At 52.0% G+C, this 25327-nt stretch carries 24 protein-coding genes, 2 tRNA genes and 5 pseudogenes; 13 read left to right on the top strand and 18 right to left on the bottom strand.

Annotated elements, in window-relative coordinates:
• Positions 1-723 precede the first annotated feature (723 nt).
• Positions 724-978 (bottom strand): elongation factor P hydroxylase, encoded by a 255-nt coding sequence (locus tag MCG44_RS15140; protein ID WP_186853001.1) that lies wholly within the window; start codon positions 976-978, stop codon positions 724-726.
• 155 nt (positions 979-1133) lie between these two features.
• Here MCG44_RS15140 and MCG44_RS09510 point away from each other — a divergent pair, with 155 nt between their 5' ends.
• Together MCG44_RS09510 and MCG44_RS09515 are read left to right on the top strand one after the other, a co-directional pair.
• On the top strand, positions 1134-1661 hold the full coding sequence (locus MCG44_RS09510; RefSeq protein ID WP_240287895.1) for a hypothetical protein: 528 nt from the start codon (positions 1134-1136) through the stop codon (positions 1659-1661).
• A complete protein-coding gene (locus tag MCG44_RS09515) occupies positions 1658-2311 on the top strand; it encodes a hypothetical protein (protein WP_240287897.1) in 654 nt (217 codons plus the stop codon). The genes MCG44_RS09510 and MCG44_RS09515 overlap by 4 nt, the downstream gene beginning before the upstream one ends.
• Before the next feature lie 95 nt (positions 2312-2406).
• Here the strand turns inward: MCG44_RS09515 and MCG44_RS09520 are convergent, their stop codons facing one another.
• The 4 genes and pseudogenes from MCG44_RS09520 to MCG44_RS09530 form a co-directional block, all read right to left on the bottom strand.
• Positions 2407-2775, bottom strand: a complete 369-nt coding sequence (locus MCG44_RS09520; RefSeq protein ID WP_240287898.1) for a hypothetical protein — start codon at positions 2773-2775, stop codon at positions 2407-2409.
• 114 nt (positions 2776-2889) lie between these two features.
• Positions 2890-3051, bottom strand: a pseudogene (locus MCG44_RS15145) (TetR/AcrR family transcriptional regulator); the annotation flags it as partial.
• Positions 3048-4310 carry a cation:proton antiporter gene (locus MCG44_RS09525; protein ID WP_186853004.1) on the bottom strand — a complete coding sequence of 421 codons (1263 nt, stop codon included), beginning with the start codon at positions 4308-4310 and terminating at the stop codon, positions 3048-3050. The pseudogene MCG44_RS15145 and the gene MCG44_RS09525, both read right to left, overlap by 4 nt.
• Before the next feature lie 647 nt (positions 4311-4957).
• Positions 4958-5042, bottom strand: a tRNA-Leu gene (locus MCG44_RS09530).
• A 260-nt stretch (positions 5043-5302) separates the two neighbouring features.
• Between MCG44_RS09530 and MCG44_RS09535 the strand changes: the two genes are divergently transcribed.
• Complete coding sequence (locus MCG44_RS09535; RefSeq protein WP_186853005.1) at positions 5303-6499, top strand: cation:proton antiporter; 1197 nt, start codon at positions 5303-5305, stop codon at positions 6497-6499.
• A gap of 45 nt (positions 6500-6544) precedes the next feature.
• Here the strand turns inward: MCG44_RS09535 and MCG44_RS09540 are convergent, their stop codons facing one another.
• Complete coding sequence (locus tag MCG44_RS09540) at positions 6545-7552, bottom strand: TolB family protein (protein WP_240287900.1); 1008 nt, start codon at positions 7550-7552, stop codon at positions 6545-6547.
• 15 nt (positions 7553-7567) lie between these two features.
• Positions 7568-8284 carry a tRNA (guanosine(46)-N7)-methyltransferase TrmB gene (gene trmB / locus MCG44_RS09545; RefSeq protein ID WP_240287901.1) on the bottom strand — a complete coding sequence of 239 codons (717 nt, stop codon included), beginning with the start codon at positions 8282-8284 and terminating at the stop codon, positions 7568-7570.
• A gap of 395 nt (positions 8285-8679) precedes the next feature.
• Here trmB and MCG44_RS09550 point away from each other — a divergent pair.
• From MCG44_RS09550 to MCG44_RS09560, 3 genes are all read left to right on the top strand, one after another.
• Positions 8680-8755: transfer RNA gene (locus MCG44_RS09550), tRNA-Pro, on the top strand.
• 382 nt (positions 8756-9137) lie between these two features.
• On the top strand, positions 9138-9710 hold the full coding sequence (locus tag MCG44_RS09555) for an SGNH/GDSL hydrolase family protein (RefSeq protein WP_240287903.1): 573 nt from the start codon (positions 9138-9140) through the stop codon (positions 9708-9710).
• Positions 9707-10429, top strand: coding sequence for an alpha/beta fold hydrolase (locus MCG44_RS09560; RefSeq protein WP_240287905.1), 723 nt, complete (start codon positions 9707-9709; stop codon positions 10427-10429). The genes MCG44_RS09555 and MCG44_RS09560 overlap by 4 nt, the downstream gene beginning before the upstream one ends.
• A gap of 112 nt (positions 10430-10541) precedes the next feature.
• Here the strand turns inward: MCG44_RS09560 and MCG44_RS14930 are convergent, their stop codons facing one another.
• Complete coding sequence (locus tag MCG44_RS14930) at positions 10542-10670, bottom strand: hypothetical protein (protein WP_263858386.1); 129 nt, start codon at positions 10668-10670, stop codon at positions 10542-10544.
• A 38-nt stretch (positions 10671-10708) separates the two neighbouring features.
• The gene (locus MCG44_RS09565) at positions 10709-11521 is read right to left on the bottom strand and encodes an SWIM zinc finger family protein (protein ID WP_240287907.1); all 813 of its coding nucleotides are present in this window, start codon (positions 11519-11521) and stop codon (positions 10709-10711) included.
• A gap of 214 nt (positions 11522-11735) precedes the next feature.
• Between MCG44_RS09565 and MCG44_RS09570 the strand changes: the two genes are divergently transcribed.
• A complete protein-coding gene (locus MCG44_RS09570) occupies positions 11736-12176 on the top strand; it encodes a flavin reductase family protein (protein ID WP_240287909.1) in 441 nt (146 codons plus the stop codon).
• A gap of 63 nt (positions 12177-12239) precedes the next feature.
• On the opposite strand, the pseudogene MCG44_RS09575 reads toward MCG44_RS09570, so the two are convergent.
• Positions 12240-12900, bottom strand: a pseudogene (locus MCG44_RS09575) (vWA domain-containing protein).
• Between the two features lie 175 nt (positions 12901-13075).
• Between MCG44_RS09575 and MCG44_RS09580 the strand changes: the two are divergent.
• A complete protein-coding gene (locus tag MCG44_RS09580; protein WP_240287911.1) occupies positions 13076-13852 on the top strand; it encodes a zinc ribbon domain-containing protein in 777 nt (258 codons plus the stop codon).
• Positions 13853-13893: 41 nt separating this feature from the next.
• On the opposite strand, the pseudogene MCG44_RS09585 reads toward MCG44_RS09580, so the two are convergent.
• The 4 genes and pseudogenes from MCG44_RS09585 to MCG44_RS09600 all read right to left on the bottom strand — a co-directional run.
• Positions 13894-14226: pseudogene (locus MCG44_RS09585) on the bottom strand (RNase III inhibitor); the annotation flags it as partial.
• Between the two features lie 457 nt (positions 14227-14683).
• Positions 14684-15706: an ornithine cyclodeaminase family protein gene (locus MCG44_RS09590; RefSeq protein ID WP_240287913.1), complete on the bottom strand. Its 1023-nt coding sequence runs from the start codon at positions 15704-15706 to the stop codon at positions 14684-14686.
• 40 nt (positions 15707-15746) lie between these two features.
• Complete coding sequence (locus MCG44_RS09595) at positions 15747-16844, bottom strand: NAD/NADP-dependent octopine/nopaline dehydrogenase family protein (protein WP_240287915.1); 1098 nt, start codon at positions 16842-16844, stop codon at positions 15747-15749.
• Positions 16845-16928: 84 nt separating this feature from the next.
• Positions 16929-18311: a sodium/glutamate symporter gene (locus MCG44_RS09600; RefSeq protein ID WP_240287917.1), complete on the bottom strand. Its 1383-nt coding sequence runs from the start codon at positions 18309-18311 to the stop codon at positions 16929-16931.
• A gap of 341 nt (positions 18312-18652) precedes the next feature.
• Here MCG44_RS09600 and MCG44_RS09605 point away from each other — a divergent pair, with 341 nt between their 5' ends.
• The 5 genes and pseudogenes from MCG44_RS09605 (at position 18653) to MCG44_RS09620 (ending at position 21352) form a co-directional block, all read left to right on the top strand.
• Positions 18653-19507 (top strand): MurR/RpiR family transcriptional regulator, encoded by an 855-nt coding sequence (locus MCG44_RS09605; RefSeq protein ID WP_240287919.1) that lies wholly within the window; start codon positions 18653-18655, stop codon positions 19505-19507.
• Positions 19508-20366: 859 nt separating this feature from the next.
• Positions 20367-20630, top strand: a complete 264-nt coding sequence (locus tag MCG44_RS09610; protein ID WP_240287921.1) for a hypothetical protein — start codon at positions 20367-20369, stop codon at positions 20628-20630.
• Positions 20631-20640: 10 nt separating this feature from the next.
• On the top strand, positions 20641-20862 hold the full coding sequence (locus tag MCG44_RS09615; protein WP_240287922.1) for a hypothetical protein: 222 nt from the start codon (positions 20641-20643) through the stop codon (positions 20860-20862).
• Between the two features lie 21 nt (positions 20863-20883).
• A pseudogene (locus MCG44_RS15150) lies at positions 20884-20961 on the top strand (hypothetical protein); the annotation flags it as partial.
• Positions 20962-20977: 16 nt separating this feature from the next.
• Positions 20978-21352 carry a relaxase/mobilization nuclease domain-containing protein gene (locus tag MCG44_RS09620; protein WP_240288935.1) on the top strand — a complete coding sequence of 125 codons (375 nt, stop codon included), beginning with the start codon at positions 20978-20980 and terminating at the stop codon, positions 21350-21352.
• A gap of 3 nt (positions 21353-21355) precedes the next feature.
• Here MCG44_RS09620 and MCG44_RS09625 read toward each other — a convergent pair.
• From MCG44_RS09625 to MCG44_RS09640, 4 genes and pseudogenes are all read right to left on the bottom strand, one after another.
• Positions 21356-21526: pseudogene (locus MCG44_RS09625) on the bottom strand (hypothetical protein); the annotation flags it as partial.
• On the bottom strand, positions 21513-21749 hold the full coding sequence (locus MCG44_RS09630) for a hypothetical protein (RefSeq protein ID WP_240287923.1): 237 nt from the start codon (positions 21747-21749) through the stop codon (positions 21513-21515). The gene MCG44_RS09630 and the pseudogene MCG44_RS09625, both read right to left, overlap by 14 nt.
• A 102-nt stretch (positions 21750-21851) precedes the next feature.
• Positions 21852-22043 carry a hypothetical protein gene (locus tag MCG44_RS09635; protein WP_240287924.1) on the bottom strand — a complete coding sequence of 64 codons (192 nt, stop codon included), beginning with the start codon at positions 22041-22043 and terminating at the stop codon, positions 21852-21854.
• Positions 22044-22645: 602 nt separating this feature from the next.
• Complete coding sequence (locus MCG44_RS09640; RefSeq protein WP_240287925.1) at positions 22646-24952, bottom strand: S-layer homology domain-containing protein; 2307 nt, start codon at positions 24950-24952, stop codon at positions 22646-22648.
• Positions 24953-25327 lie beyond the last annotated feature (375 nt).

Raw genomic sequence — 25327 nt, forward strand, 5'->3', positions numbered from 1 at the left:
TTCTCCTGGGATGTAGACAGTACTATATCAACAAACCATATATCCCGCAAGGGGAAAACCTCCGTTTTTACAGAAATGTCATACTTTTTGTCGAAGACGCTCTGTTATTCCGGGAATCCTTGTTAGGCATCCGCCGTCAAAAACTAATAATGTCAGGCTGACCATCAGGAAAGTGCCAAGGGACTCCGTTACCGTAGTAACCATAATTTGAGAGGCCGTTTTTTTCGTCTGTTTCCAGATGATCTCTGTACCCATCATCGAGACAAAGATAAAACACTCTTTGATACCTTACCACTGCGTATCCATGGTACCTCTTATCAATAAGCAGAGAGTGTGCGGGGCAATCAAAATTCCAGTAAGCAGCCAGCACCAAAATAAAAGGTAGTCTTTCCTTTATTCAGCATTTTTGTTGAATAACATGGCAACTAGAAATTGTCAATCTATGTCTCCATCTGTTATACGGTCCATTTGGACTCTGTCTGGCCGTACAGAGCCGCACTTACGCTCCATGATTTGAATGCGCCTTCTTCCATCCATTTTTATCCATTTTATTCATAAATAAAGCTTTATTATATACTTCTTTTTTGTCTAATTAAACTTCCAATTATGATACATTTTCGCCGTTTTTCTAAAAAATATTCTTCATTTTTCACACTTTAAATCCGTTTAAAAGAGGTATATCATCTTTATATTCTTTCTTAGAGGTGAATATTTATGAACTTCTCAAGCTTTGATTTCACGACCCTGCGGGATATACCAATATCCCACCCCTATTATGACACCCCGCGAATCTCCATCTCCGCAAAAGGGAGCGTTTCTATGAACGGAGCTCTGAAAAAAGCAGTAGGAGAACAGAGAGCGTTTCGGGCGAAACTTAGCCCTGATGGCTGTCTGTTTGCGCTTTATCCCTACGAATCGCCTAATATCCGTTTTTCTCCTAAAGGTGGGCACATCATGCAGCCAGCTCTCGTTGAGCATCTGGAGCAGCTCGGTCTATCACTACCTGTTTTGTATACGTTAGAGTGGAACACCGAGCAGCAAGCCTGGGTTGGCTGCTGTGATGAGTTACCTCAACCCCCATCCATTTCTAAACTAAGTCCTCCTCCAAGAGCCTCTAAAACTAGGAGGAAAGTATGAAGCGTAAAAAAAAGAGTTTTTCTCTCCGTGGATATCGATTCATCGACGGTTTTATCTGGGAGATCTTCGATTTCTTCCATCTCCCTCATCAAAATAAAGATTTGTATCAGTGCGCCTGGGTCGCCTTTCTCTCCGCCTACCAGGAACGACCTTTTTCCTTTTCCCGTACCAATTCCCCTGGATGGAAGCGGGCCTATCATATCATCTGGGACGCGCTTGCAAAAGAACAAAAGTGTACCAATATTTGGCGCTATAAATATACCTCCGCAGACCAACCGGCACGGTATGATATCCCTACTCCCCTCATTGAATTGCAACATTCCCGCCATGGCGACTTCCAAAACAGTGTCTGTTTCCATGACTATTTGGCACACCTAGGTCCTGATACCCGCCTTATGGCCTATGGCCTGATTCATGGGGATACCATAGAGGAAATCCAATCCTATCTCCGCTGGGACTATGACCACACTCATTTTATTTACAATGATCTTCGGGAAAAGATGGAGGAGTATTTGCGTATATGAGTATCAAGGAGACACCTATATCGTCAGATTCAAGGGCAGCTTCAAAGCATAGGACTTATATCACTATATTAGAGACCTATGTGGCTATTTTAGGGACAATTCTCGGTCTTGTATTTACCTGGAGCCAACTTCGCCTTTCTCAAAATGAAGACGATCGATCTCGCCGTGCAGAACCACTTTCTTACACTTTAGAAGCTGTCAACACACATTATCAATATGATATTCAACAAGACGGAGTCGCCATGTCCATTTCCGCACCCTCCCTCCGCCTTTATGTTACCCATGGCAGCTTGAGTTCTATTACTGCTATTTCTTTTGATGGATCAGCCTTCCATGAGTTGTCTGACCTTCCTATTTTAGATAGATGGGAGGGCTGTACAGTAGATGTTACTATGCCGGCAGAATCTCTGATCGTCGACGGAAATTTAGTATATGTCTACTTTTTTCTTTTCCTCCAACCTACAGAGGGAGAAAATCAACTGGATTTGATTTGCAATACTATTTCTTTGGACACTCAAGAGGTACAAACCAGTATATTCCACCCTATCGCTCTAACCCAGCTTTCATACCTTGCTGATAGTCCACAGAAAGAGCTGCTCCTGGTATATAATGCACTCCTAAACGACTTTAAAGGTTTAGGGCTATTATAATCTTTTTCCATTTTTCATTTGACATCCTAAGGGGCGACAGACCTACTCTGTCGCCCCCCTATCTATATATAAACCGGTTCCCATTTAACCGCGTATCATTGCTCTGTCTTTTGCTCCCTGATTGGGGCATCCGCCTGCTGAAACACACCAAATAAGATCATATCCAGCAGCTCCTCTGTGGCTTCCAGCATAGCATGGATATCCTCCAAAGCGCGGCCTCGCAGCAGCATATCACTGAAGGTATAGACGATACTCTCCAGATAACGATTTACCTGCTCCTCCTTCAGTTCTGGGCGCCGCCTCATCCCAGACACGACTACTCTCAAAAAACGCCGATTCATCTCCTCCAGCGGTCTATGTAGAATCTGTATTTGTTCTCTAAGCTGTTCCGGTGGACGAAGCATGGCGTTTTCAAAAACGCGCTTGTGCTTGGGCTCCAGTTGAAAAAAGTATTCCCGAATCATAAAATATTTTTTTATCGCGTCAAAATTTTTCTGCCCGGCCAATTTCTCAGCCTCTCGTTCTACATAGGCTCTCAGCGATAAAAATGTATCCTGGACACAGAGCAGAAACAATTCGTCTTTGTTTGCGTAGTAGTGATACATCATCCCCTTGGATATCCCATGTCCAGAGCAAATGCTTTCCATGGTCACCTGACCATAGTCATGGCTCCCAAATTCTTCTCGTGCCGCACGGAGTATTTCCCGCCTACTCCGTTCTTGCCTTTCCTTTTGAGTCATGCTCCAGCTCCCCCTTCCACTGGAGACACCGTTTTCTTCGCTCTGCCCAACTCACCTGCCCACTCAAAGCCTTTTTTGGCCATAAATACCGCGATCAGTTCATTGATAACCGCCGCGGCCGCAATAGTCCCCTGCACAATAGCCGCGCAATCTGGTGCCGGTCCTGCCAACACAGACACTGCGATACCAGTAAACACCAGTGACACTCCAGAGTGCGGCAACAGTGTAAAGCCCAGGTATTTTCTCACCGGTTTGGGGGCATGGGTGACCGAAGCGCCAAAATAGGCGCCGAGATACTTTCCGATGGCACGGGCCACAATATAGACCGCTGTATAAATTCCGGCGCCGAAAATCAAATGGTAGTCCAGAGGTGCGCCCAAACTCAGAATGACCACTATCATGGCAACCCCGATGATAGGATCCATCACCTTCATGATCCCTTTCAGCTTTTCCTCCGAGACCATATTGGCGAAAACAGTGGAAAAAGACATTCCGATCAGCATAAAGTTAATCACCGGGGCTGGCAGCAGGCTGTTTAAGGCAGCCCCTATCCCCACAGAGACCAGGAGCATCAGGATTACGACAGACAACGTGCTGTTCTGAGTGTGGGTCATTCTCAACAGCTCTCCAGTGATAAACCCGGTAATCATTCCAAGCAGCACTGGGAGGAACACTAAAAAGAGTACCACGGGCACTGGAATCCCCTGGGTGGAAATATGGGCAGACACAAAAGCGATGACTAGAAAGAAAACTAAGGCACCCACCAGATCATCTAGAGCTGCCATAGGAATCAGTGTCCTAGTCACAGGTCCATCCGCCTTCATGTCCCGCACAACAGATAAAGAGGGGGCTGGAGCTGTAGCTAATGCGATCCCGCCGAACACAAACGCCAAATACAGCGGGATATCCACCACCAAAAAAATAACTCCAAATACCAAACTGACCACCAGGAAAGTACCAAGAGATTCAGTCACTGTAGTAATAACAATCTGAGAGCCAGCTTTTCTCATCTTTTTCCAGATGAGCTCTGTGCCGATCATCAGGCCAAAGGTACACTCAAAAACACTCTTTAACATCTCAAACCACCGCGCATCCAGGATACCGTTTCCCAGTAAACCCAGAGCGTAAGGTCCAAGTAACATCCCAGCAATTAACCAGCCCAAAATAGAAGGCAGTTTTCCCTTTGCAATCAGATTTCCAGCTAAAAACGCAATCAATATCGAAACAAGCAGCCTCAATACATCCAGCAGAAGTTCCATTGGCGGTATCCCCTTTTGTTCTTGAGATTTATAGACGGCATCGTCCACAAGTTTAGATTATAGCATTTATAGACGATATCGTCCATAAAATTTTTGTAAACTTTTGCAACGGGTGAAACTCCATATCTAAGACTTTTTGAAATTTATTGTTTTGACCATCTTATCTATCAATGTGCGTACGCTCTGATTTTTCTCAGGAAAGTTGGAGCAAGCTATATACAACTTGCCCCGATGCGTAAAGGACGGTTAAACTCGATATCTCCATGTACCCAATAAAAGCGCCACGAAGCGGCGATACCAAATCACGCCCCAGCGCAGCGGTTGTAATTTGGAGAGGGGGAGCAACAAAATAAGTGTGCTCCCACGTGCAAAGGATGGGCAAAATCGATATTTAGGACAGAAACGAAAAACAACCGTCCATAGGGCAGCACCAAATCGGAGCCCAGCGACAGCGGGTCTGGTTCGGAAGCGAGGAGCAGCAGAATGCGCGCGGTGAACTTTGGAATAAAATGAAAAAGCCGCCCGCAGGGCGGCCCCAAACCGGAGCCCAACGAAGCGGGTCCGGTTTGGAAAGGAGGAGCAACAAAATGAGTGCGCTCTGACTTTTATAAAAAGTCGGAGCAAACGATATGACGTTTGCTCCGACGTGGTGCGGGCACGGGGACTCGAACCCCGACGGATTGCTCCATGAGAACCTAAATCTCACATGTCTACCAATTCCATCATGCCCGCATATAAGAAACTGATACTAGACAATGATACACAACACTCGATAAAATGTCAATGGGTATGCAAGTCAAAATCGATATCCCCTATGGCAAACTTCACATTTTTAAATTAAAAAATGAACGAAATCTGAACGCTTGCTCCCTTGACTTTTTCGAAAGTTAAGCCTATGATTTGTCTGCAAAACAGGTAACGGCCTTACGGCGGTAAAGACGGTCCGTCGGATATGATAGTTGTGGCCCGCCTCTTTGCACAGGAGGTATTTTATGGACTCTTATACAATTTTCAAAGATATCGCCATCATTCTGGTGGCTGGCAAATTTTGCGGCCTGTGCGCGCGAAGGCTGAAAGTCCCCAGTGTGGTAGGTGAGATCGTAGCTGGTCTTTTGGTTGGGCCCTGTGTCTTTGGTCTGGTCCAGCCCTCCGATTTCTTGACCCAAATGGCCGAGATCGGCGTTGTGCTCCTCATGTTCTCGGCCGGTCTGGAGTCTGACACCCAAGAACTTCTGCGCAGCGGCCCCAAGGCCCTTGCTATCGCCACTTCCGGCGTTCTGCTCCCCCTAGTTGCGGGTACGGGCCTTTTCCTGCTGTTTTATGGCGGGGACAACTCAGAGAGAAATCTGTTCTATGAAGCGCTGTTCATTGGCTGTATCCTGACCGCAACCTCTGTATCTATTACCGTGCAGGCTCTGCGGGAGCTTGGCCATCTAAAAGAGCAGGTCGGCACCACTATCCTGTCAGCCGCTATCATCGACGATGTACTCGGCATTATCGTCTTGACCCTCATCAGCGGCCTGAAAGATCCCGATTCCTCTTTGTTCATGGTAGCCTGGGGAACTTTGATGTTCTTCCTTTTCTCTGCCGTGGTAGGTTATCTAATCTATCAGTTCTTTGATCGAATGGATGCTCGTCACCCACAGACCAGGCGGTTACCCATCCTTGCTCTGTCCTTCTGCTTGGCAATGTCCTATATTGCCGAGGAGTATTTTGGAATTGCCGATATCACCGGCGCCTATGTAGCCGGATTGGTGTTATCCAATCTGCAAGACGCCCCCTATATCGAGCGCAAGATGGACATTAACTCGTATATCATTTTTGGCCCCCTGTTCTTTGCTTCCATCGGCTTAAGTACCGATGTGGGCGAGATGAATCCTAAGCTCCTTCTGTTTACCCTCGCCTTCCTTGTGGTCGGTCTGCTGTCTAAAGTGGTCGGCTGCGGCGGAATGGCCCGTCTATGCCACTTCTCCGGCAGAGACTCCCTCAAGATCGGTGTCGGTATGATGAACCGGGGCGAAGTGGCCTTGATTGTGGCCCAAAAGGGGCTACTGCTGGGCCTTCTCAATTCCATGTTCTTCACCAGTGTTATCATCTTGATCTTGGTGTCTGCTATCATCACCCCCATCTTTTTGAAGATCCTATATAGCCGGGACTCTCGACTAGAACCGACACCTCCGACAGCATAAACGCTCAAAAACGCCGCCTCGTTTTTCCCAGGCGGCGTTTTTATGTCAGAAATCAGGATACCCCACCAGGGGCTTCCAGCCGAAAAATTCCCGCAGCTGGCGGCCATCATATAGATAAGCGCCAGCGCTGTCCGACCAGGTCAAACAGTCTCCGGTCCACACCGGCCCGCTGGAGCTGCTGGATATCTGTGGGCACTCAAAGTGGAATCTCGGCTGGCTCCCATTCACAGCCGAGGACCATATCCCGTGGTGCAAGAGCTCTTTTCCAGGACCAGACCTTAAAGCTGCCTCCCGAGGGCAGCACAGCCTCAGACTAAACCACAGACGCCCCCCGCTGATCCCCAGCAGGTCCATCTCTTCCCACACCTCCTTCTCCCGCTCAAAGGGAGCCAGGATATCCGGGGCGCTTCCCCACCGCAGGATATCTCTGTAACCTCGAAGTATCGTGGTGCATCTGCCGGTTTTTATATCCAGTGCCTTCACCCCACTTGACTTGGTATATACCACGCTTGTTTCATCCAGCCAATGGTAATGAAAGATGGAGCATTTCGTATCCCGAACCTCTCCGGTATCCAGATCATATAGGTGCAGCACCTTGTTTCCGGAGCGGTATTTATAGTAAGACAGGTACCGACCCTCCGGACTGATCCCCAGTCCCATAGGGGCCCCTTTGGCCTGTTGAAAGCGAACCAGCTTCTCCCCCTGCCGCTCCCCCAATCTCCAACGCCAAAAGCTATTCCCGTCGCTAAAATACAGCGTATTCCCCGGTCCCATAATCGAATCCGCGGTAAAGCAGTCCTCTTTTGTAACCTTGATGGGAACCGTGAGTAGCTGTCCTTCCTGCTGGTCATAAAGCCAAAGGCCGTGGGCCTCCTCAGGCACATATCTCAGCCCTTCGGCAGTGGCTCGGGAATTCCCTATGGCCGCATAGCGCTCTCCGCCCACTAAGTGGGCATACACGCCGGGCGCCAGTGGTCCCGGCAGGGGCACATGCGTGATTTTCTCTCCGTCCAAAATCTGAAAGTCGCTTCCCATTAGGCGGTAAAAGCGCATGATACCGCTCTCCTTCTATCCCGTCTCCGCATCCGTCTTTGTCCTGCGGCTCTGGTCAGGTCCTACGATGGGCTTATATTCCGGCTCCGGATTCATCGCTTCCTTCGTTCCTACGCAACGGTTGATAGGCGTCCCCATTTGATAGAATTTTTCTTCATAATCCGTCATTACCCCGTTGATACCCTGTCCGTGGAGATCACGAGTAACTTCAGATAGTATGAATCCAGCCTTTGGAAATTGGAAAAGGGACCACTCAAACAGATCCCGGTTGTCGCTCTTGAAGTGGATCTGCCCCCCCTCTCTAAGGATCCCACGATACAGAACCAGGAATTGCTCGTGGGTCAATCTGCGGCGGGCGTGTTTCAACCCTGGCCATGGATCGCAAAAATTGATATACAGCAGATCCACCTCTCCTGGCGCAAAATAATCCCGGAGCTTGGCTGCGTCACCATCAATAAAAAAAATATTATCCAGTCCCTTTTCCATGCTTCGCTCCATAGCAATGACCATGGCGTCAGGCACCCGCTCCAAAGCGATATATAAGACATCTGGGTTCCGTTGAGCGGTCTCCGCAGAAAACCGCCCCTTTCCACAGCCGATCTCTAGCCTAATTTCCTTGGCGTCCGGCTTTAACTGTCTCCAATGTCCCCGGTAGGAGGACGGTTCGCGAATTAAAAAACGGGCACACCGCTCCATTCGGGGAATTAGATTGGGCTTTTTTCTCATTCTCATAGGGATGTCACCTCTCAGGTTTGTTACAAAAATATCTTATCATATTGATAGGAATACTTGCAATCTTTTTCAAAATATACTATACTATATTTTGTTAGCTGATTGTCAGTCTGTGAGCAAACAATATGCCGGTTTGTTGGTATGTATCAAATGTAAAATGAAACATCGAATATCTGGATATAGTGAAGGTAGTATTGCGCTTGATTTGGGAGGATAGACGACCTATCCATTCCCCTGAAAGCGAAATCCCGGAAGTCCTTGGGACAGTAGCTTGTGGCGAAAATTCCCCGGTTGAAAAATTCCCGCAAAATCGGGCTTGACCACAGCGCCGCCCACAGACACGAAAAACTTGCTTTTTCTTTCTCAGCATGGTATCATGCAGAAAAACTGAATATCCGGGTGTAGCGCAGTTGGTAGCGCGCTTGCTTTGGGAGCAAGATGCCGGGAGTTCGAGTCTCCCCACTCGGACCAAAAACCGCCTCAAAACAGATGTTTTGAGGCGGTTTTTATCACTTTTTAAGCAATAGTTTTCTTGACGTTCTGCACAAACACAATCTCAAATGTGGTCAACGCACTGTTTCGGATTCGTTTTAAATTTTCCTTGTAAACATGATTTCTTGCCCATCTCCGTCACGCTTCGTTTCGAAAAACGAAAAGGCAAACTGCACAGATTTTGAAATATGCGGCCATGACTACCCATTCATGGCCGCCGTACGCGGCAGAAGCCTTATCTTTGTATCTTGCGCCGCAAAATCTGATAGGCCCCTCTGCGCTTCCCGGCCTTGTTCCTCCCGATCAGGCCGTGTATAATGATAGTGGAAAGCAGTGAAATAAACGAGTAAGGAGCAGTGCCATGCGGATTCTCATGCTGGGCAACAGCTTTACCTTCACCAATGATATGCCTCAGATGCTTGCTGACCTGACTGGGGCGGAAGTCGTTCACCACACACGGGGCGGGGCGCGGCTGTCGGAACAGCTGAACCCCAACACCAAGCTGGGCGAGCGAACTCAAGCGGCACTGGTGGAAGAGCGGTGGGACTATGTAGTCCTCCAGGAGATGAGCCACGGCCCCATCACCGCCCCTAATAGCTTCTTCTCCAGCGTGGAACGGCTCTGCGGGCAGATCCGGGCAAACGGAGCGGCGCCCGTTCTGTTCGCCACCTGGGCCTATCAAAAGGGCGGTGCCAAGCTGGCAGCCAAGGGCTGGGACTATGACGAGATGGCCCATGCTCTGTCCGCAGTCTATCAAAGAGCCGCCCGGGAAAACCATGCTCTGCTGGCCAATGTGGGACAGCGGTTTTATGCCCTGGCCAATACCCGGGACCTTTACGCCGCCGACGGCGTCCACCCCAGCGCGTTGGGCTCCCGCGTCGCGGCGGAGGCCATCGCAGCCGTGATCCGGCAGCAGAAGGAGGAGCGGCTATGACGACAGGAAGAAAACCCCGCCGCAAAAAGTGGAAGATCGCCCTCGGCAGTTTGCTGGCGATCCTGGTCCTGACGGCGGGCGGCTTTTTCTGGTATCTGTCCGACTACTACCGGGCAGAGGGTGTGGCTCTGGAGGTACTTGCCACAGAGGACCATCTGGAGGTGCGGGATGATCTGACCATCCTCTCCCTATCCTACCCCACGGATACCGCCACCATCTTTTATCCTGGGGCCAAGGTGGAGGGCGCCGCCTACCTGTCCCTGCTGGATCGGCTCCGGCAGACCGGCCTCACCTGCATTCTGGTGGAAATGCCTTTTCACCTGGCCATTTTCGATGTAAATGCGGCGGAGGATGTGATGGCCCAATTCCCAGACATCCGGCACTGGTACCTCGCCGGCCACTCTATGGGCGGGGCTATGGCCTCTCAGTTCGCCTCGGAGCACCCGGACAAGGTAGAGGGACTGATCTTGCTGGGAACCTACCCGTATGGCGACTACCCGGTAGAGGACACCCTCACCGTCTATGGTTCCCTGAACCAGAGCGTGGAGGACAAGATCGACTACACGGAAAATGTGGTGAAGATCGAGGGCGGCAATCACGCCCAGTTTGGAAACTACGGTCCCCAGAAGGGGGACCTGCCCGCCGCCATCTCAGCGGAGGAACAGCAGGCGCAGACGGTGGCAGCCATCACGGACTTCATCGCCCGGCAGCTGGAGTGAAAGAACTATACTGCAACAAACGCCACCTGAAATCTTCCGATTTCAGGTGGCGTTTCCATATATCAGGATATCGATCGCAAAACCTTTCTTCAAAACAGACGCACTGCCACCGTCACCATTCCAACTCGGCCCTGAGGTCCTCCAGATGGGCGGTGGTCTCAGCCCGCTGCTGTCCCTCCTGTTCCATCGTCTCGCCGAAGTCCCGCCCCCCGTTGCCGTTCAGGCCAAAGAATTTATCCATAAGACGCCTCCATTTTCTACCGGTTCAGCTGGCAGCCCTCACAGGACAATATGCCCGGTCTCCCTGCTGTCAATGGCAAACTCCAGAAGGGTTCCCTTGAACACGGCCGCGAAATAGCCGCTCTCCTCATACTGTCCAGCGTAGTACTTCCCGATGAGTTTCAGTGTCTCCTTGAGTTGCAGCATGGCGGCAAACTGGTGCTTGCAGGGGTAGCTGCAAAAGCAGCCGCAGGTCAGATCCCGAATCTCTCCATTGGCGTATTCAAATTCCAACTCATAGGGGTGGGTTCCCTCCACGATAGCCCGGCCATGGCTCCCATCCACGGCGATGTATCGGACTCTGTTTTCCAGGAAGTAGTCCCGGCCCCGCTCCGCCGTGGAGCCGCTGATCCCCATGGTGCCCAGATCGTCCAGCCTGAAGCCGGTCTCATCCTTGCCGGACACATAGACCTCTCCCTCTTTCTCCGGTGCTTTGAACCAGGTGATGACCTGCTCATAGGTCAGGGTCTCCTGATCGAAGGTGACGAAGTGAGAGCCGGCAAAGTGGAGCTTCCCCTTCACCGCCGTGTCCGCCACGCTGATGACCCGCTTGTAGTCGGAGAGCCTGATCTTGAAGCTGTACGTCACATCGACCACCCGGCCCCGCAAGTCCTCCAGCTTGCCGTCTACATACACAATGTCCCCCCGATGCAGGTCAAAGGCGTCGTTGTAATAGGGCAGCGTCATATTACGGGCAGGAAAGTGGATGAGGACAACGGATTTCCTCGGCTCCGCGGCAGGCCGGGTCAGAATCTTCCCCTGCTTCACAGTGGGATTTTCCGTGTCGCTGGCATGGAATCCAATCTTGAACATACAATCTCCTCCCTTAGATGGTTCCTTTCCTTTTTGTTGGTCTTATTCTACCAAAGGAGCTGTCCCATAAACCTCCCTTTTCCATTGTGCGGACAGTACAAAAGAGAGCCCTGGCAGGAAAGATAAGGATTAGCGCGTGTTAGAAATCAGAACAATATTATCCCACCTTCTTCTATTCCTGTGATATAATAAAACCACATAAGGAGGGATCTCTATGCGCAAAAATTTTGGAGCCAAGCCCTGGACCTATCCCCAGCCGGTCTTTATTCTGGCCCGCAAGGCGTTCACCGTGAGCATGGCCACGGCGGAGCAGGCAGTGGCCTGCGACTATGTGGGCATCGAGTCCGGCAACAAGGTGGCGGACAAGGTGGCAAAGGCCGGGTGGCACACCACCAAGTCGGAATTTGTGGATGCTCCCCTCATCGACGAGCTTCCCATGGCGGTGGAGTGCCGCCTGGTGAGCTACGATCCGGAGACCTGCCGCCTGGTGGGCGAGATCGTCAACGTCAGCGCCGATGAGTCCGTGCTGGATGAGAACGGGAAGATCGACCCGGACAAGCTGCGGCCCATCACATTCGACCCCGTCCACAACACATACCGCGTGCTGGGCGAGAAGGTGGCCAACGCTTTCCAGGACGGCGCAAAGCTGAAATAATTGCCCAGGCATGAACAAGGGACGGAGGTGTGACCTCCGTCCCTTGTTCGTTTTATCGACCACTCATCGCCGCTCTCTCTTCTTCCGTTTGCGGAAGTCCTCCTCAATGGCGTCCTTCCAGTGGGCGTCCAAAGGCGCGCTGCACCGAACAGCGGCCACAGCCTGCCCCACCACCTCGTAGTTCAGCCGGGTTCCCTCGCTGTCACAGTGGTAGTTCACCGCCCGGTCAGGGGCAATCCCCAGATGGCCCGCCGTCTCCACCGCGTCGATGTTGGCCCCCAGGAAGAGAAATTCCCAGCCGTATTTCTCCTTCTGGCACCGGATCATCTCCTTCACCTCTGGGGCTGAGTAGCGGCGGCTGGCGTTTTCCATGCCATCGGTGGTGATGACGAACAGGGTGTGCCTCGGCACATCCTCTGGTTGAGCGTACTTGTGGATGTTGCCGATGTGGTGGATGGCCCTGCCAACGGCATCCAGCAGGGCGGTACAGCCCCGGACATAGTACTCCTTGTCAGTGATGGGCCGGACCTCGCCTAATTTCACCTGATCGTAGAGTACCTCGATCTGATCATCGAAGAGAACGGTGGAGACAAAAGCCTCACCGGGTTCTTTCTTTTGTTTTTCAATCATGGCGTTGAAGCCGCCGATGGTGTCCCCCTCCACCCCCCTGCATAGAGCCGCTGCGGTCCACGATGAACACCAGTTCCGTCAAATTCTGCTTCATAAAACATCCCCCTAAACTGTGTTGTTTGGCTTGCAAGCACAGTATAGGGGGATTTGTATATTGAGTGGTCGCTTGGCAGGTGACAATTTACCGCAGGATTTTAAGACAGACAGCAACTGTGGGTTGCTTGCTGTTTTGACGCTTTTGCTGTATGATCGTCACGAGGTGATCTTCCATGGATACAAAAGATGTGATCCGGGAACTTAGGATAAAAAAGGGGTTCTCTCAAGATGAGCTTGCTGAAACGGTATTTGTCACTCGCCAAGCAGTATCCCGTTGGGAGAATGGCGAAACTACACCAAATATCGATACACTCAAGCTGCTTTCCAAACTGTTCGATGTTTCCATCAACACACTTCTCGGTTCTCCGAGAGAGCTTGTTTGTCAGTGTTGTGGGATGCCTTTGGAGGACACCAGCATCAGTAAGGAGATCGATGGTTCCTTTAACGAAGAATACTGCAAATGGTGTTATGCAGACGGAACATACATATACCATGACATGGATGACCTGATCGATGTCTGCGTACAAAACATGGCAAACGACCAGTTGACGCCCGAACAGGCACGCGCATATATGAAAGATATGCTCCCGAAGCTGAAGTATTGGAAGCAACACACCAATTTGGCTGGGGCGGAAGCATTTGAACACTTCAAAAAGCAATTGATCGACGAGATCAATGCTTTACACATAGAAGGCATGCCGAGGGTCGAAACGCTCCATGCGCTTGTGGGTGGATACATCAATCTTGAGTACAGGCTCCCCAATGGAACACTCGCTAAATTTTTGGATGATGGAGCAACTTACTTAGGAACTCAGCTGGAATGTAAATTTGGTGGAAACAGGTGTTTCGGGATTGCCGCCAATATGGATTTTATTTTGGTGTGCACTTATGAAGAAAATGGCGAAGCTCCCGAATTGGTAACTTACAAGAAAAGACAGCACAAAGAATGAGGAAGTGAGTCAATCACTTCCTCATTTAGTTTGATAGGGCTCTATGCGCCCAGCAGGCTCTGGTCAAAGGCGAACAGTGCCTCGTTAATCTCGAAAATGTTGTAGTTCCGGTAGGTAATAAAATACTCCACGATGATGTCGAACTTGCTGGCATGGGAAAAGGCAAAGCCAGCCTTCTCCAGCATCTCCCGTACCTCCTCCATGGATAGTTCCAGCGCCACGGCGAAGGCCATGGCACTGGACTTGGAGGGCTTGTAATGGACGTCCTAGCGGATCTTGGAGAACAGTTTGCGGTCGATATTGGCCTTCTTATAGCACTGGGCGTCGGTGATTCCGGCTTCGTCGATCTTCCGCAGCAGCATCTGGGAAAAGCTATATAAAAGCTATTAAAGAAGTTAAGATACAGCAGCGAATCATTGTATCAGCAATATTACTGTGGACTGGGCGGCAGATGACCTGTTTAATCATTCGCCTAATTCCAGAGTTTGAAATCTACCTGGTTACTTTTGATGCTCTGAAGAAGCGGGCAGCATTCGTCATTCGGACGCTTACCATAGACAACTTAAGTATTAGTAACAGAAAGAGATCAAATGGTTTTGATTTCAAATAAAAGTTGATTGAACTAAATGTCAGTGCAGTCAACGCTGGAACAGCCGGGTCCTAGCCTACCATATCGCATACTCTGTGGCAAAACTACCGGACGGCATCTTTGCCCGGGTGAAGCTAGTCCAGCCGTAAGCTCAGGAGGACCAGCGGATAATCAGGCAGATGCACTGTAAACAGAGGGATGGATCAAAAGATCCATCCCTCTACGTTTTATCCTGATTGACTTTATACCCAATAGGGAACCACAGTGCCCTTATTGGTTTCCACCGCCTTACGATAGCACCGGGTAGTCACCGCCAAATCCAGGATACCGGTACCCACAGCGTTGAAGTAGATGATCTCCTGGTCGTTCTCACGACCGGTCTTTTTCCCGTCCAAGATCTGGCCCAGCTGGGCGTGGATGTCCTCATCCTTCACCAGTCCGTCCTTCCACATCATGGCTACAGTGCTGACCATACGGTGCTTGATGGTATCCCAGTTATCCACCACGATCTTACTAGCCCGCTTGACACAATCATAGCTGACCTCATAGTCGGCCATGTTCATTAGCAGGCAGCCCTTTTTCAGCCACTCCGCTTGGACGATGGGCTCGTTGGCTAGGGTAACGCACACGGTGATGTCACTTTCCCGCACCGCTTGCTCCGGCCCCTCCACAGGGAGAAACTCTACTTGGGGATACTTGGCCCTAGCCTCCTGAGCGAAACGTTGGGAGCTCTCCATTCGGATATCGTAGATATAGACTTTTTTGATGGTCGGCCGGACAATCAGGGCAGCCTCCAGTTGGGTGCGGCCCTGGGCACCTGCACCGCAGATGGTGAGGACGGCGGCGTTCTGCCGGGAGAGCAGCTTCATGGCCACACCACCGGAGGCCCCGGTACGTTTGGCACTGACCTCAGTACCGTCGGCGATACAGACTGGCAGCTTGGTATCCGGGTCGTTGAGAATCACCGTAACGCTGGCCCGGGGCAAACCTTTCTTATAGTTCATGGGCCCACTACCGATCCATTTGATCCCCGCCATAGCATACTCTCCGCCAATATAGCCAGGCATGGCGTTAATACGGCCATAGATATTCTCGTCTTCTGGGGTGGTTCCCCACCGCATGACACACTTACCCGGGACCAGAACATCTCCCTGCTCTGTGAGAAGATAGGCCCTCTCTACATCGTGGATGACCGCCTCCATGTCTCCGCAGCCCAGCTCCTCCATGTCCCTGTTGTTCAAAAACAGGATATCCGCCTTGCTCATATTCCTTCATCCTTTCTCGTCCCCGGTCTGGGGAATTTTTTCAGTGTAGTTTCTCGCCGGTCTCGAAATAGTGGGCCACCTGTTTTTTGGTCATTCCTTCCAAACCCAAATTTTTGGCGCAACGCCCCTCTGTTCGGAAGTCCCGACCGTAGATGGTACTAGTTAACTGGATTACCGCATCAATGTTTGGGGTGGGCACCTGGGCCATCCAGCCCAAGGTGGAAATGGGCACCAGGCTCATGGGTACATCCTCTGTGACATAGCGGGCCTGAATGGTCTTGGGGGCCTGGATGTCCTCGTAGGCCCGGTTGTGCTGGATCAGCTCGTACAAGTTCTCCCCCTGAGTGTCATAGGACTGGCGTAACCACTCCTCTGCGCTGGGGACGCTGACACCATAAGCCCGGGCCACCGCCATCCGCTCCTGATCAATCTCCCCTACTAAGGTGGCCACCGAAGGGGTGATTCCATCCCAATAATAGCGAAAGCCTTGGAGATCGTTCTCGATACGCCCGATGTTCAGCAACACCGGAGTGGGGTGAAACAAGGCGCCGATATTAGAAAGACTGGTCTCCAGACAATTGGAGGCAGGGACGAACTGGGGATAAAAGGGGTTAAGCAATTCTATCACTCGGTCCGTCCGATCGGCGGGTAAGGCCCCCAGGGCCACCGCTTTCTTTACCCCGTAGATTTCTACCGATGAGGGCCCTGTCTTGCGGCAGGAGTATATCAACGTCTGGGCCTCCGCAATGGTGATATCCCCATGGCCCCCCCCCGCCCGAACGGTGTTGAGGAACTCCAGTGCCCCCCCAGTCCGTCCGGGGTTGAGGACCACTACCTGCCCGTCTGCCAGTGCACCACAGCAGGCCTGGGCAATCATTTTATGGGTGAAAGACGGGGTGACCACCATGATCAAATTTACTCCCTGAATGGCCTGGACCACGTCCGATGTGATCAGATCCAGAGACTGGTGAGAGGTTACTCCCTCCAAGGTCAGGTCAATGCCTCCGGCGGCCCGGATGCCCTCCAGATACTCTGGAAACAGGTCGCACAAGCGGACGTTCGCCCCCACGCTGGCCAAATAACCAGCAATGGCGGTGCCGCCGTTGCCGGCTCCAATTACCGCAACACTCATTTCCATGCTTTTCCCTCCAAAATTCGCTTTATGTTCTCCCCGCCCCGCCGTCTTCCCGGCGGAACAGGACTTGTAATATCTCCAGACTGTTCAACGTTGCTCTCGTTTGGCATTTTTATTCCAGAACAGGAGACGCAGAACGATTAAAATGGCGATGGAAGCACCGCAGAAAATCAATCCAGCTGTCATCGAACCAAGGCTCTGTATGATGTAGGGATAGGCTGTGGTGACCAGACCGCCGCCGATGAAAGGGCTCATTAAGGGACAGCCCAAGGCGTAAATCGTGCCGGCCTCGGTCTCCATTTTCGGGTCAGCGGTGCGCAGGAGCATGTAGCCCACCGCAGCCACGCCGGTGAAGGCACCGTACCGAATGATACCCTGCTCGAACCAGCAGTCCTGGAAAATGTGAGGGCTGAGCCAGAAGAACCAGAGCAACATAAACGCCATCACAACAATGGTTCCAATCAGCAGAGGGGCCCAGTAGGCCAACACTACAGGAACCTTGATGGAAGCCATGGCCCCCACCACCAGGATTTCCAGTGCCATGCCCTGGATGCGTTGAAAAATACCTCGGTCCAGCAAATGACGCAGAGAGGTACGCTGCACAATGCTGTTGATAATCCAGCCGCCTATCATAGCGAAGGGGAACAGGGGTAGGCCCGTATATCCGAAGATCACACCGAAAGCCCACACAATGGCCCGGCCAATCAAGATCGCCGCTCCGATCACCCCTAGGTGGAACGCAAAGGGCTCTACCACATCCTGGCTCACCGTCATATAGGCTGCAGTCTCCCGCTCTCCTTCGGCAAAGATCTCCTTGGCATCGCCGGAGGTGGCGGGCTCGGTGAGGACCTTGGTATATTTTTTACGGACGCCGTAGTTGATGATGATCATGCCGCCGAAAATACCTGCCAGCAGACCAATCGTGGCGGTGGTCAGACCGAGGTCGGCCCCGTCCGCCCAGTTGAGCAGCTCCGGGTCCTGGAACACGGTGGCCATTCCGCTGGCGGTGCCGTGTCCGCCGGCAAAGCCGATCTCAAACAGAGATCCGAACAGGGGATTCACCCCAAACACCGGGGTGAACAGAAACGCACACAGCAGGGATACTATCCCCACCTGCATAAAGCTGTTCGACCACAGCCAGCCCAGACCGGCGGCAGCGTCATGGAACATGGTTTTGCCGGACTCCTGCTTTTGAACGCCCAAAAGCATACAGGCAAATACCACCGTGATCATCGGAGTAGGCAGAGCTCCGATTGAGTTCATCATATCGCTGGGGATGATCTTCAGTGCGTAAGGTCCAAGGGCCAGGCCGATCAGTCCGGCCAGGAGGGAGGCGGGGATAAAAGCTTTCCGCAGAATAGGAACCTTTAGACGGATCAGCGCGGCGATCACCAGAAGCAGCCCCACGATGCCGACGTAAAGGACCAAGTTGTTCAACGTACCGCTTGCGATTTTTTCCACTGGTATCATCAGAAAATCTCCCTTCTCAGTGTGATGCTTTTATTCAAATACACCGGAGACTACACCTGTGCGGCCTTTGCCTGTTGAGGTGGCCAAGCTCAGATCAGGCGGCGCGCTTGGGCTTAGTCATTCTGTCTGCGCTTCGGTGTAATTTGACTAATTTTACCAAACTCCGTTAATAAATAAAGAAATTTTTTTATTGTAATTATATCACTAAATTTTTTTATTTCAATAGATTTAAAAAATTTTTTATTTCTTTATGATCTTTTTTTCTTTTTCGATTCTGTTATAATAGTAAAAAAGAAAAATACCGCTTCCGGCCTGGAAAGCGGCTCAAAGAGGCGAATAATATGACTTTGCAGGAGCTTCTCAATCAAATCCGTGATACGCAGACATCCCTTTCAGATGCCCAGCGGCTGGTTGCGGCCTATATTCTGGAAAATTATAATCAGATTCCCTTCCTATCTATCTCTTCCTTGGCAAAAAAAATCGGGGTCAGTGACAATACCATCGTAAAATTCTGCAATCGGGTTGGATTTAGTAAATTTAAGGAATTCAAGAATGTCTTTGCCGACTACGCCCATTCCGAACTGGTAATGTTCAATAAGATCTCTGAGGACACCTCAGATACTGACAACAAAGATTTTTTTGCTTGTGAGATGGAAGACGACGTATCTGCCATCCAAGCGGCTCTCTTAAGCCCTGTCAACCAAGAAAATCTCCCCAAACTGCTCTCCCAGATGGATCAGGCTAAACATATCTACATTACCGGCGGTCGGGCATCCGGCATCGTAGCCAGCCTGTTTGCCAATCTTCTGCGCTATCTGGGTCTAAAGGTATATGACGTACCCTTCGGCGTGGGGGACTATTTGGACCGCCTTACTATCGTGGAACCGGAGGACCTGGTTATCGCCCTAGCATTTCCCAGGTACACCGCACAGGTGGTAAGCGCTCTGGCCGACCTGCACAGCAAGGGGATCCCCATCGCCCTGATCACCGATTCCGTCCTTTCCCCCGCACAGCCTTATGCGGACTTGGCCTTCCATTGTCCCGTATCTTCTGGTTATTATTTTCCCTGCTACTCTGGCTGTCTCTCTCTGATCAATGTCATCTGCAGGGCTGCCGCCGCCAACCGCAAGTCCGAGGCCGCAGAGCACCTCCGCAAGCTGGAGGCCCACCTGCTGGAGAGGGGGGTATTTCTCTGATCGTACCTTTCTGGCCCCAAAAACCAGCCCCACAAGCACAGTACAGGGCATACGCTGTACTCTAAAATTAGTTTCCGAGGCATTTTCTCAAACTCGTCCCAGAAAGTGGGGCAGCGGATGCCTCTGGCTCCGGAGTGAGAGGGGATTGTGTCAGGGCACTTTCATGCCGACAGCCTGTTAGCCCCCGAGGACAGGGCTACCCGGTGAAAAACGGCCATGATACTCATTCGGTATGTGCCCCCCTAAGGGCAGGCGACAGGAGGAGGACAGAAAGGCCCAAGAGCAAAATGGAAAAAGAGAATACTCTCCACCACCAGAAAGCGCCCTCTTAGTTTGTCAAAAAGGTCTGGCAGGGTTTCGTGCCATCTCCGCACTCAGAGCCGTCTTTTGGGGGGTTGCGCTCCAAAATGCGTGTGCAGGTATAGCACAGGCGAAACAGAATAAAAATTTATTTTCTTCGGCGGCAAGTCTATCAAAGGGAATACATTTCTCCTCGCAGGTGTGGAATCTGTCCGCTATAGGCGGGCAAATCACAGGTGCAATGGTATGGGGACCACTCGAAGAAGCGGCAGAGTCCCTTTTTCCACCTTGCTGCTCGGAGTGATTGTGTGCCCTGGAGCCTTAGTGTAGGACTACCGTCCGAGCCCATAACGGCCGTCTCCTTCCAGGATAACCAAGTCCCGAGGGCGGCTTCTATCGGTAAGGGCTATGATTCTGGTTTTCTCAGAGAGTTGCCTTATGGTGGGGCCCTGTTCCGTACTGCCCTTCATTGTAGAGAGCATGGCTTTTATGTCGCCGGGGGTGCCCCAAAAACGGGCGGCGCTTTGCGCCGAAAGGGGCTCCTCCCCTATCACCATGGTTGGAAAGGAGCGGCTCAACATCACTGACAGAAAAAACGGGAGCTGGAAACGTCAGGGCCAAGCAGTGCGGCCTGTCCCTGTCCGGGTATCTCCGGCGAGTAGGAGTTGGCAAATCCACGGCAGCGTTCCCTTACCAGCGGTTCCATGCCCTCTATCAGCGGTCAGCCGTGTACGCGATCAACTCGGACAGCCAGCCTCTGGAACCAACAGTGGCCCAACTGGACGAACTGTCGGGACAGATTCTGTCCGACTATGCAGGCTGAGGTGCGGACAGTGACGACGACTAAGATATGGCCCGCCAAAGACAGCCTCTCCTGTATGGTGGACTATGCCCAGAACCTGGACAAAACCATCTATTCGGACCTGCGATCCGTGCTCCACTACGCTGCCAATATGGACAAGACCGCTGAAGGCAGGGAACGGGCTATGTTCGTCACCGGCGTAAACTGCAACCGGGATACCGCCTTTCAGTGGATGCAGGCAGTCAAAGAGTGATTTGGCAAGGCGGGAGGGAATGTGGCCTACCACGCATACCAGAGTTTCAAGTCCGAAGAAGTCACTCCGGAGCGGTGCCACCGGCTGGGCGTGGAACTGGCAAAACGGATGTGGGATGAGGAATACCAAGTGCTTGAGACCACCCACTTCAATACCGGCACCTACCTACCACAACCATTTTGTGGTCAATTCCATAGGTCTGTGGGATGGCAGGAAATTCAACTGTGGCAAACGGGCCTTCTATCAGTTTCACCAGTTGTCGGACGATCTATGTAGGGAATACCATCTTTCCACCATCCAAAATCCAAAGGGGAAAACGCCCCGGAGCATCTACTTCGCTGAAAGGAACGGTGAACCCACCCGGTACAACCTCATGCGGGAGGCGGTGGATGCCGCCCTCTGCCGTATCTCGTCCATGACGTTGGAATATGTGTTCAGCGTGGTAGCCCAGAATAGTGGACAGTGTCTTCAAGTTTATTCCGTGGGATAGGACTTTGGTTGAGAAAATGTGGCGCAAATCGTGGAAGCTGACCCTCTCACACCTAGTATGGCCCAAGAGCCGGTGTAGCCTCTGGTGTCCCACAGAGAGCCATAACGGCAGATTCTCTTTCTTTGAAGAAAGGAACATCCAACGGGAGTTTACCCTGATTTTATACTCCGCCATTGCTTTTCTGACTGCTTGCGGCTAGATCATGGTTCGGACCGCCCGCTTTGGTCTTCAGTTCGTTGACTACTAGCTCCGAGCCCACGATATTCACTTGCTTGTTGATCCGCAGTTCCTCAGTCATCATGTCCAGATCGTCCCACTGGAGAGCCATCAGCTCCACCAGATGAAGCCCTGTTGCGAGTTCCAGAAGAAACAGCTCGTAGTAGTTTTCTTCTTTCACCTAGATCGGCAGCCTCTACATGACCTCCCTAGAGAGGATCTTCATCTCCTCCAGCTTGCGTACCACGCCGTCCCCCTCGAATCTCGATGCCGCTCCGACACGTTAGACACGCAGTTTTCTCAGTTGTTCCTCTGGGATCTCCATGGACTCTGCCAGAATGTTCATCATCATATCCATCTCCACTGCCAGCTTGAACAGCAGACTGCGGACGTGTTTCTCGTTGCCCTGTGCCGTCGTTCGAATTGCCGCGGCGGGCACAGACGGCAGGACGGAGAAGCAGTCCTTTGTGGTCATGTAGTCACAGTAGAACCGGGGACTTCTTCCACGAATTCTTTCGGCTCTTACTCTCGACCAGCGGTATGGCGCTTTTGTTCTTCTGGTCTGTATCAGGTCTGATCCATATCTCCAGTCCGCATTGTAGGACGGTGTTCGAAGCAGCGAGAGTACCACTTTATCCCGCGCACTTTTCGCCTCCCGGTTTACCCACCTTTTTGGTCCTCAAACTGTGTTCCCGCTCATACCCATCCACCCAGCGGATGAACTGCTCCGTGGACACCACCTCGTCGTCCTCTCCCCAGTGAAACCACTTCGTTGGGTTTTGCCGGCGGCCCCATTTTTCGTATCGGGCAACAACGGCAGGTTTTTGTAGGTAAGGATGGTGTACCTAATTTTGTCCTTTCATATTCAAGTAAAAAGGGCTGTCGCAAAATACGGTTTCCAGCCTTGGACACGAAATTTATGCGCTAAAAAAGTTGCCAAGAACCGCAATAACAGGCAGTTCTTGGCAACTCTTTATTTAGTCTATTTTTTGAGGTTCCGTTTTGCAACGGGCCTCTTTTTATTGTTTATTCGGCGCAGACGTTGTTTGGCAGGTCCCGTTGAGTGAGGAGGTGACATCATTGTACGCCCCGATACATAAAGGTCACGATCTGGCCGCGGGTGCAGGCTGCATCCGGGCTGAACGTGGTGGCGCCGGTGCCGGAGGTGATGCCCTCCTTCACGGCCCAGGCCACGGCGTCGGCGTAGTAGGCGTCAGCGGCCACGTCGGCAAAGCTGCCGCCGCTGACAGCCGGAGCGCCGGCCGCGCGGTACAGGAAGGTGACGGTCTGGCCGCGGGTCACGGTCATATCGGGGGCAAAGGTGGTGGCGGAGGTGCCGCTGGTGATGCCCTCCTTCACGGCCCACAGGACCGCGTCGTAGTAGTATGCGTCGGCGCTCACATCGGTAAACGGGTTGGCCCCGTCAGCCTTGGGGGAGCCGTTGGCACGCCACAGGAAGGTGACGATCTGGGCGCGGGTGCAGCTCATGTCGGGACTGAATGTGTTGGTGGAAGTACCGGAGGTAATACCCTGCTCCACAGCCCACTTCACCGCGTCGGCGTAGTAGGCGCTGGCGGGTACGTCCGCAAAGGCAGGGGCTTCCGGTTCAGTCTCGATCAGCTTGAAGCTGACCTCCACCTCTACACGGGTGCCGGGCATCTTGAAGGTGTACTTGCCGTTCCCCTTGTCGGTCAGGTCAAGCTCCTTGCCCTTGCTGTCGGTCACGGTCAGCTCGTCCAGCTCATAGCCCTTGTCGGGATCGACGGTGATGGTGACGGTGTCGCCCTGCTCGGCGTAGCGGTGGCTGGTCTTGATCTCGCCGCCCTTCACGTTCTTGGGCAGGGTGACGCTGTAAGTGGGGTCGTCATCATCGGAAGAACCGCCGCCGGAGCTCGCATGGGAAACGGTAACAGCACAGGTGGCAGTCTTTCCGCCGTCCACGGTGGTGACGGTGATGGTGGCGGTGCCGCTGGAAACGGCGGTGACTTTGCCGTTGCTGTCCACAGTGGCAACACTGGAGTTGCTGGAGGTCCAGGTGACAGCCTTGTTGGCAGCGTCCGCAGGCGCCACAGTAGCAGTCAGAGTATAGGTGTCGCCCTCGTCCAGAGACAGGGTGGACTTGTTCAGCTCCACGCCGGTGACGGAAACCGTGTTCTCCTCCACGTTGCCATCCGGGTCCACGCTGCCGCCGTTGGGCAACTCGGTGGTATTGCCTTCGGGATCGGTGACGGAGCTTCCAGCGCCCAGGATAAAGTTGCCCTGGTTGTCCACATAGCTGCCGCCAGCCTCGCCCCCGTCGTTCTTGCCCACAGTGATGGTGTTGCCGCCCTGCTGGACTTTCGCGCCGCCAGCAAGATCGACAGCCTTGCCACCGTTATTCTCCGAGGTGATTTTTGCATTGGGATTTTTAGGCAGGGTCAAGGAAGCGTTTTCCTCAACTTTAATTGCGGGCTGTCCATCGCCAGTTGAAGAAATAGCGAGTTGACCTCGGCTATCTTCATCAGCGTTTACCGTCAACTGACCATCGCCTTTTACCTCAATAGCTGGGGCGGCTCCGGTGTTAGAAACTTCTGTGACTTTGTTGCTAAATATGCCGCTTTCCATTGTAACACTGCCCGAAGCAGAGATCACAGGCGCATCGCTATCACTGGTCAGCTTTACATCAGTCAGTGTTGCGGTAGCGTCAGCCTCAACCTCAAGCAAAGATCCTTCGGCTTCCTCACTGAGCTGATAGACCGTAGAGTTTGAATCGGTGGTGGGGTCCACACTCTCCATCGTCAGACTGCCGCCAGCCTCTACTTTAATCGGTCCGCCAAAAGTAATGGTGACATTTTCGGGGTAGTAGCCAAGCATATCTGACACAAAGTTCAGGGAACCGCCGCTCTTAACCGTTATTCCAGAGTTGAAGGTATGAGCAATATCCTCCGGTCTGGCTGCACCGCCGCTGGTAAACGGCGCTACAACGATGTTCACGGTAACTCCGTCATTGACCGTTAACTCCTCCATGGTCACGGTTTGGGGCTTGGACATCACAAATTTGAGCTCGTCTGGAAGCTGAAAGAAGCTATCTTCTGTCCCTATGGTAGTCTCATCCAGCATGAACTTACCATCTACTACAACGGCTTGCCATGCGTCATCAAAATCCGAGAAATAGGCAGGCAGGGCGGAGGAAACATAGAATTTAACCCCCCATTCCCCGGATGGACTTTGCGATGCTTGAATCAGTTCCTCATTTGATGTGGTATCGGTGGAATCGTTACTATTTACTGTCTGCTCAACTGGCGGCGTGTCTGGAACATCAGTGTTATCTAAAGCAAATGCCGCAGGAATCATTGTAGTTACCATACACAGTACCATCAGACTTGCCAATAATCGTTTCTTCATGTTGTTTCTTTCCCCTCTCTATCTATGTAAAAATTATTTGCGCCTGCCCCCACAGGCCGGGAAAACGCGAGGTCACTTGACTGTCCCGGCAACGCCCCCCAGTTCTTTTGACAGGCTCCCGCCCGTCTTTTATGCGGAAAGAACGTCCGCAACAACATTCTTTCCGTTCTGTCGTTTTGGGCAGAAAAAAAGACCACAACAGAATTTCCGTTCTGTTGTAGTCCTGCCAATATATGTAGCATTACATAAGTGGATTATAGCCTTAAAGTGGGAAAATAGCAAGTGATTTTCCGATTTTCGGCGTGCCAATCAGACGGGGCAGGTGGTTTGTTCTGCGCCGTCTGCTTTGGCGTGGGAAAATTCAGTTTTGGCTGG

It is taken from the genome of Lawsonibacter sp. OA9 (genome assembly GCF_022440585.1).

Excerpts from the sequence above, each read along its gene's own strand:
- MCG44_RS15140 (WP_186853001.1), bottom strand. The coding sequence starts at position 978 with ATGCTCAACGAGAGCTGGCTGCATGATGTGCCCACCTTTAGGAGAAAA.
- MCG44_RS09510 (WP_240287895.1), top strand. The coding sequence starts at position 1,134 with ATGAAGCGTAAAAAAAAGAGTTTTTCTCTCCGTGGATATCGATTCATC.
- MCG44_RS09515 (WP_240287897.1), top strand. The coding sequence starts at position 1,658 with ATGAGTATCAAGGAGACACCTATATCGTCAGATTCAAGGGCAGCTTCA.
- MCG44_RS09520 (WP_240287898.1), bottom strand. The coding sequence starts at position 2,775 with ATGATTCGGGAATACTTTTTTCAACTGGAGCCCAAGCACAAGCGCGTT.
- MCG44_RS09525 (WP_186853004.1), bottom strand. The coding sequence starts at position 4,310 with ATGGAACTTCTGCTGGATGTATTGAGGCTGCTTGTTTCGATATTGATT.
- MCG44_RS09535 (WP_186853005.1), top strand. The coding sequence starts at position 5,303 with ATGGACTCTTATACAATTTTCAAAGATATCGCCATCATTCTGGTGGCT.
- MCG44_RS09540 (WP_240287900.1), bottom strand. The coding sequence starts at position 7,552 with ATGCGCTTTTACCGCCTAATGGGAAGCGACTTTCAGATTTTGGACGGA.
- trmB (WP_240287901.1), bottom strand. The coding sequence starts at position 8,284 with ATGAGAATGAGAAAAAAGCCCAATCTAATTCCCCGAATGGAGCGGTGT.
- MCG44_RS09555 (WP_240287903.1), top strand. The coding sequence starts at position 9,138 with ATGCGGATTCTCATGCTGGGCAACAGCTTTACCTTCACCAATGATATG.
- MCG44_RS09560 (WP_240287905.1), top strand. The coding sequence starts at position 9,707 with ATGACGACAGGAAGAAAACCCCGCCGCAAAAAGTGGAAGATCGCCCTC.
- MCG44_RS14930 (WP_263858386.1), bottom strand. The coding sequence starts at position 10,670 with ATGGATAAATTCTTTGGCCTGAACGGCAACGGGGGGCGGGACTTCGGC.
- MCG44_RS09565 (WP_240287907.1), bottom strand. The coding sequence starts at position 11,521 with ATGTTCAAGATTGGATTCCATGCCAGCGACACGGAAAATCCCACTGTG.
- MCG44_RS09570 (WP_240287909.1), top strand. The coding sequence starts at position 11,736 with ATGCGCAAAAATTTTGGAGCCAAGCCCTGGACCTATCCCCAGCCGGTC.
- MCG44_RS09580 (WP_240287911.1), top strand. The coding sequence starts at position 13,076 with ATGGATACAAAAGATGTGATCCGGGAACTTAGGATAAAAAAGGGGTTC.
- MCG44_RS09590 (WP_240287913.1), bottom strand. The coding sequence starts at position 15,706 with ATGAGCAAGGCGGATATCCTGTTTTTGAACAACAGGGACATGGAGGAG.
- MCG44_RS09595 (WP_240287915.1), bottom strand. The coding sequence starts at position 16,844 with ATGGAAATGAGTGTTGCGGTAATTGGAGCCGGCAACGGCGGCACCGCC.
- MCG44_RS09600 (WP_240287917.1), bottom strand. The coding sequence starts at position 18,311 with ATGATACCAGTGGAAAAAATCGCAAGCGGTACGTTGAACAACTTGGTC.
- MCG44_RS09605 (WP_240287919.1), top strand. The coding sequence starts at position 18,653 with ATGACTTTGCAGGAGCTTCTCAATCAAATCCGTGATACGCAGACATCC.
- MCG44_RS09620 (WP_240288935.1), top strand. The coding sequence starts at position 20,978 with ATGAGGAATACCAAGTGCTTGAGACCACCCACTTCAATACCGGCACCT.
- MCG44_RS09635 (WP_240287924.1), bottom strand. The coding sequence starts at position 22,043 with ATGACCACAAAGGACTGCTTCTCCGTCCTGCCGTCTGTGCCCGCCGCG.
- MCG44_RS09640 (WP_240287925.1), bottom strand. The coding sequence starts at position 24,952 with ATGAAGAAACGATTATTGGCAAGTCTGATGGTACTGTGTATGGTAACT.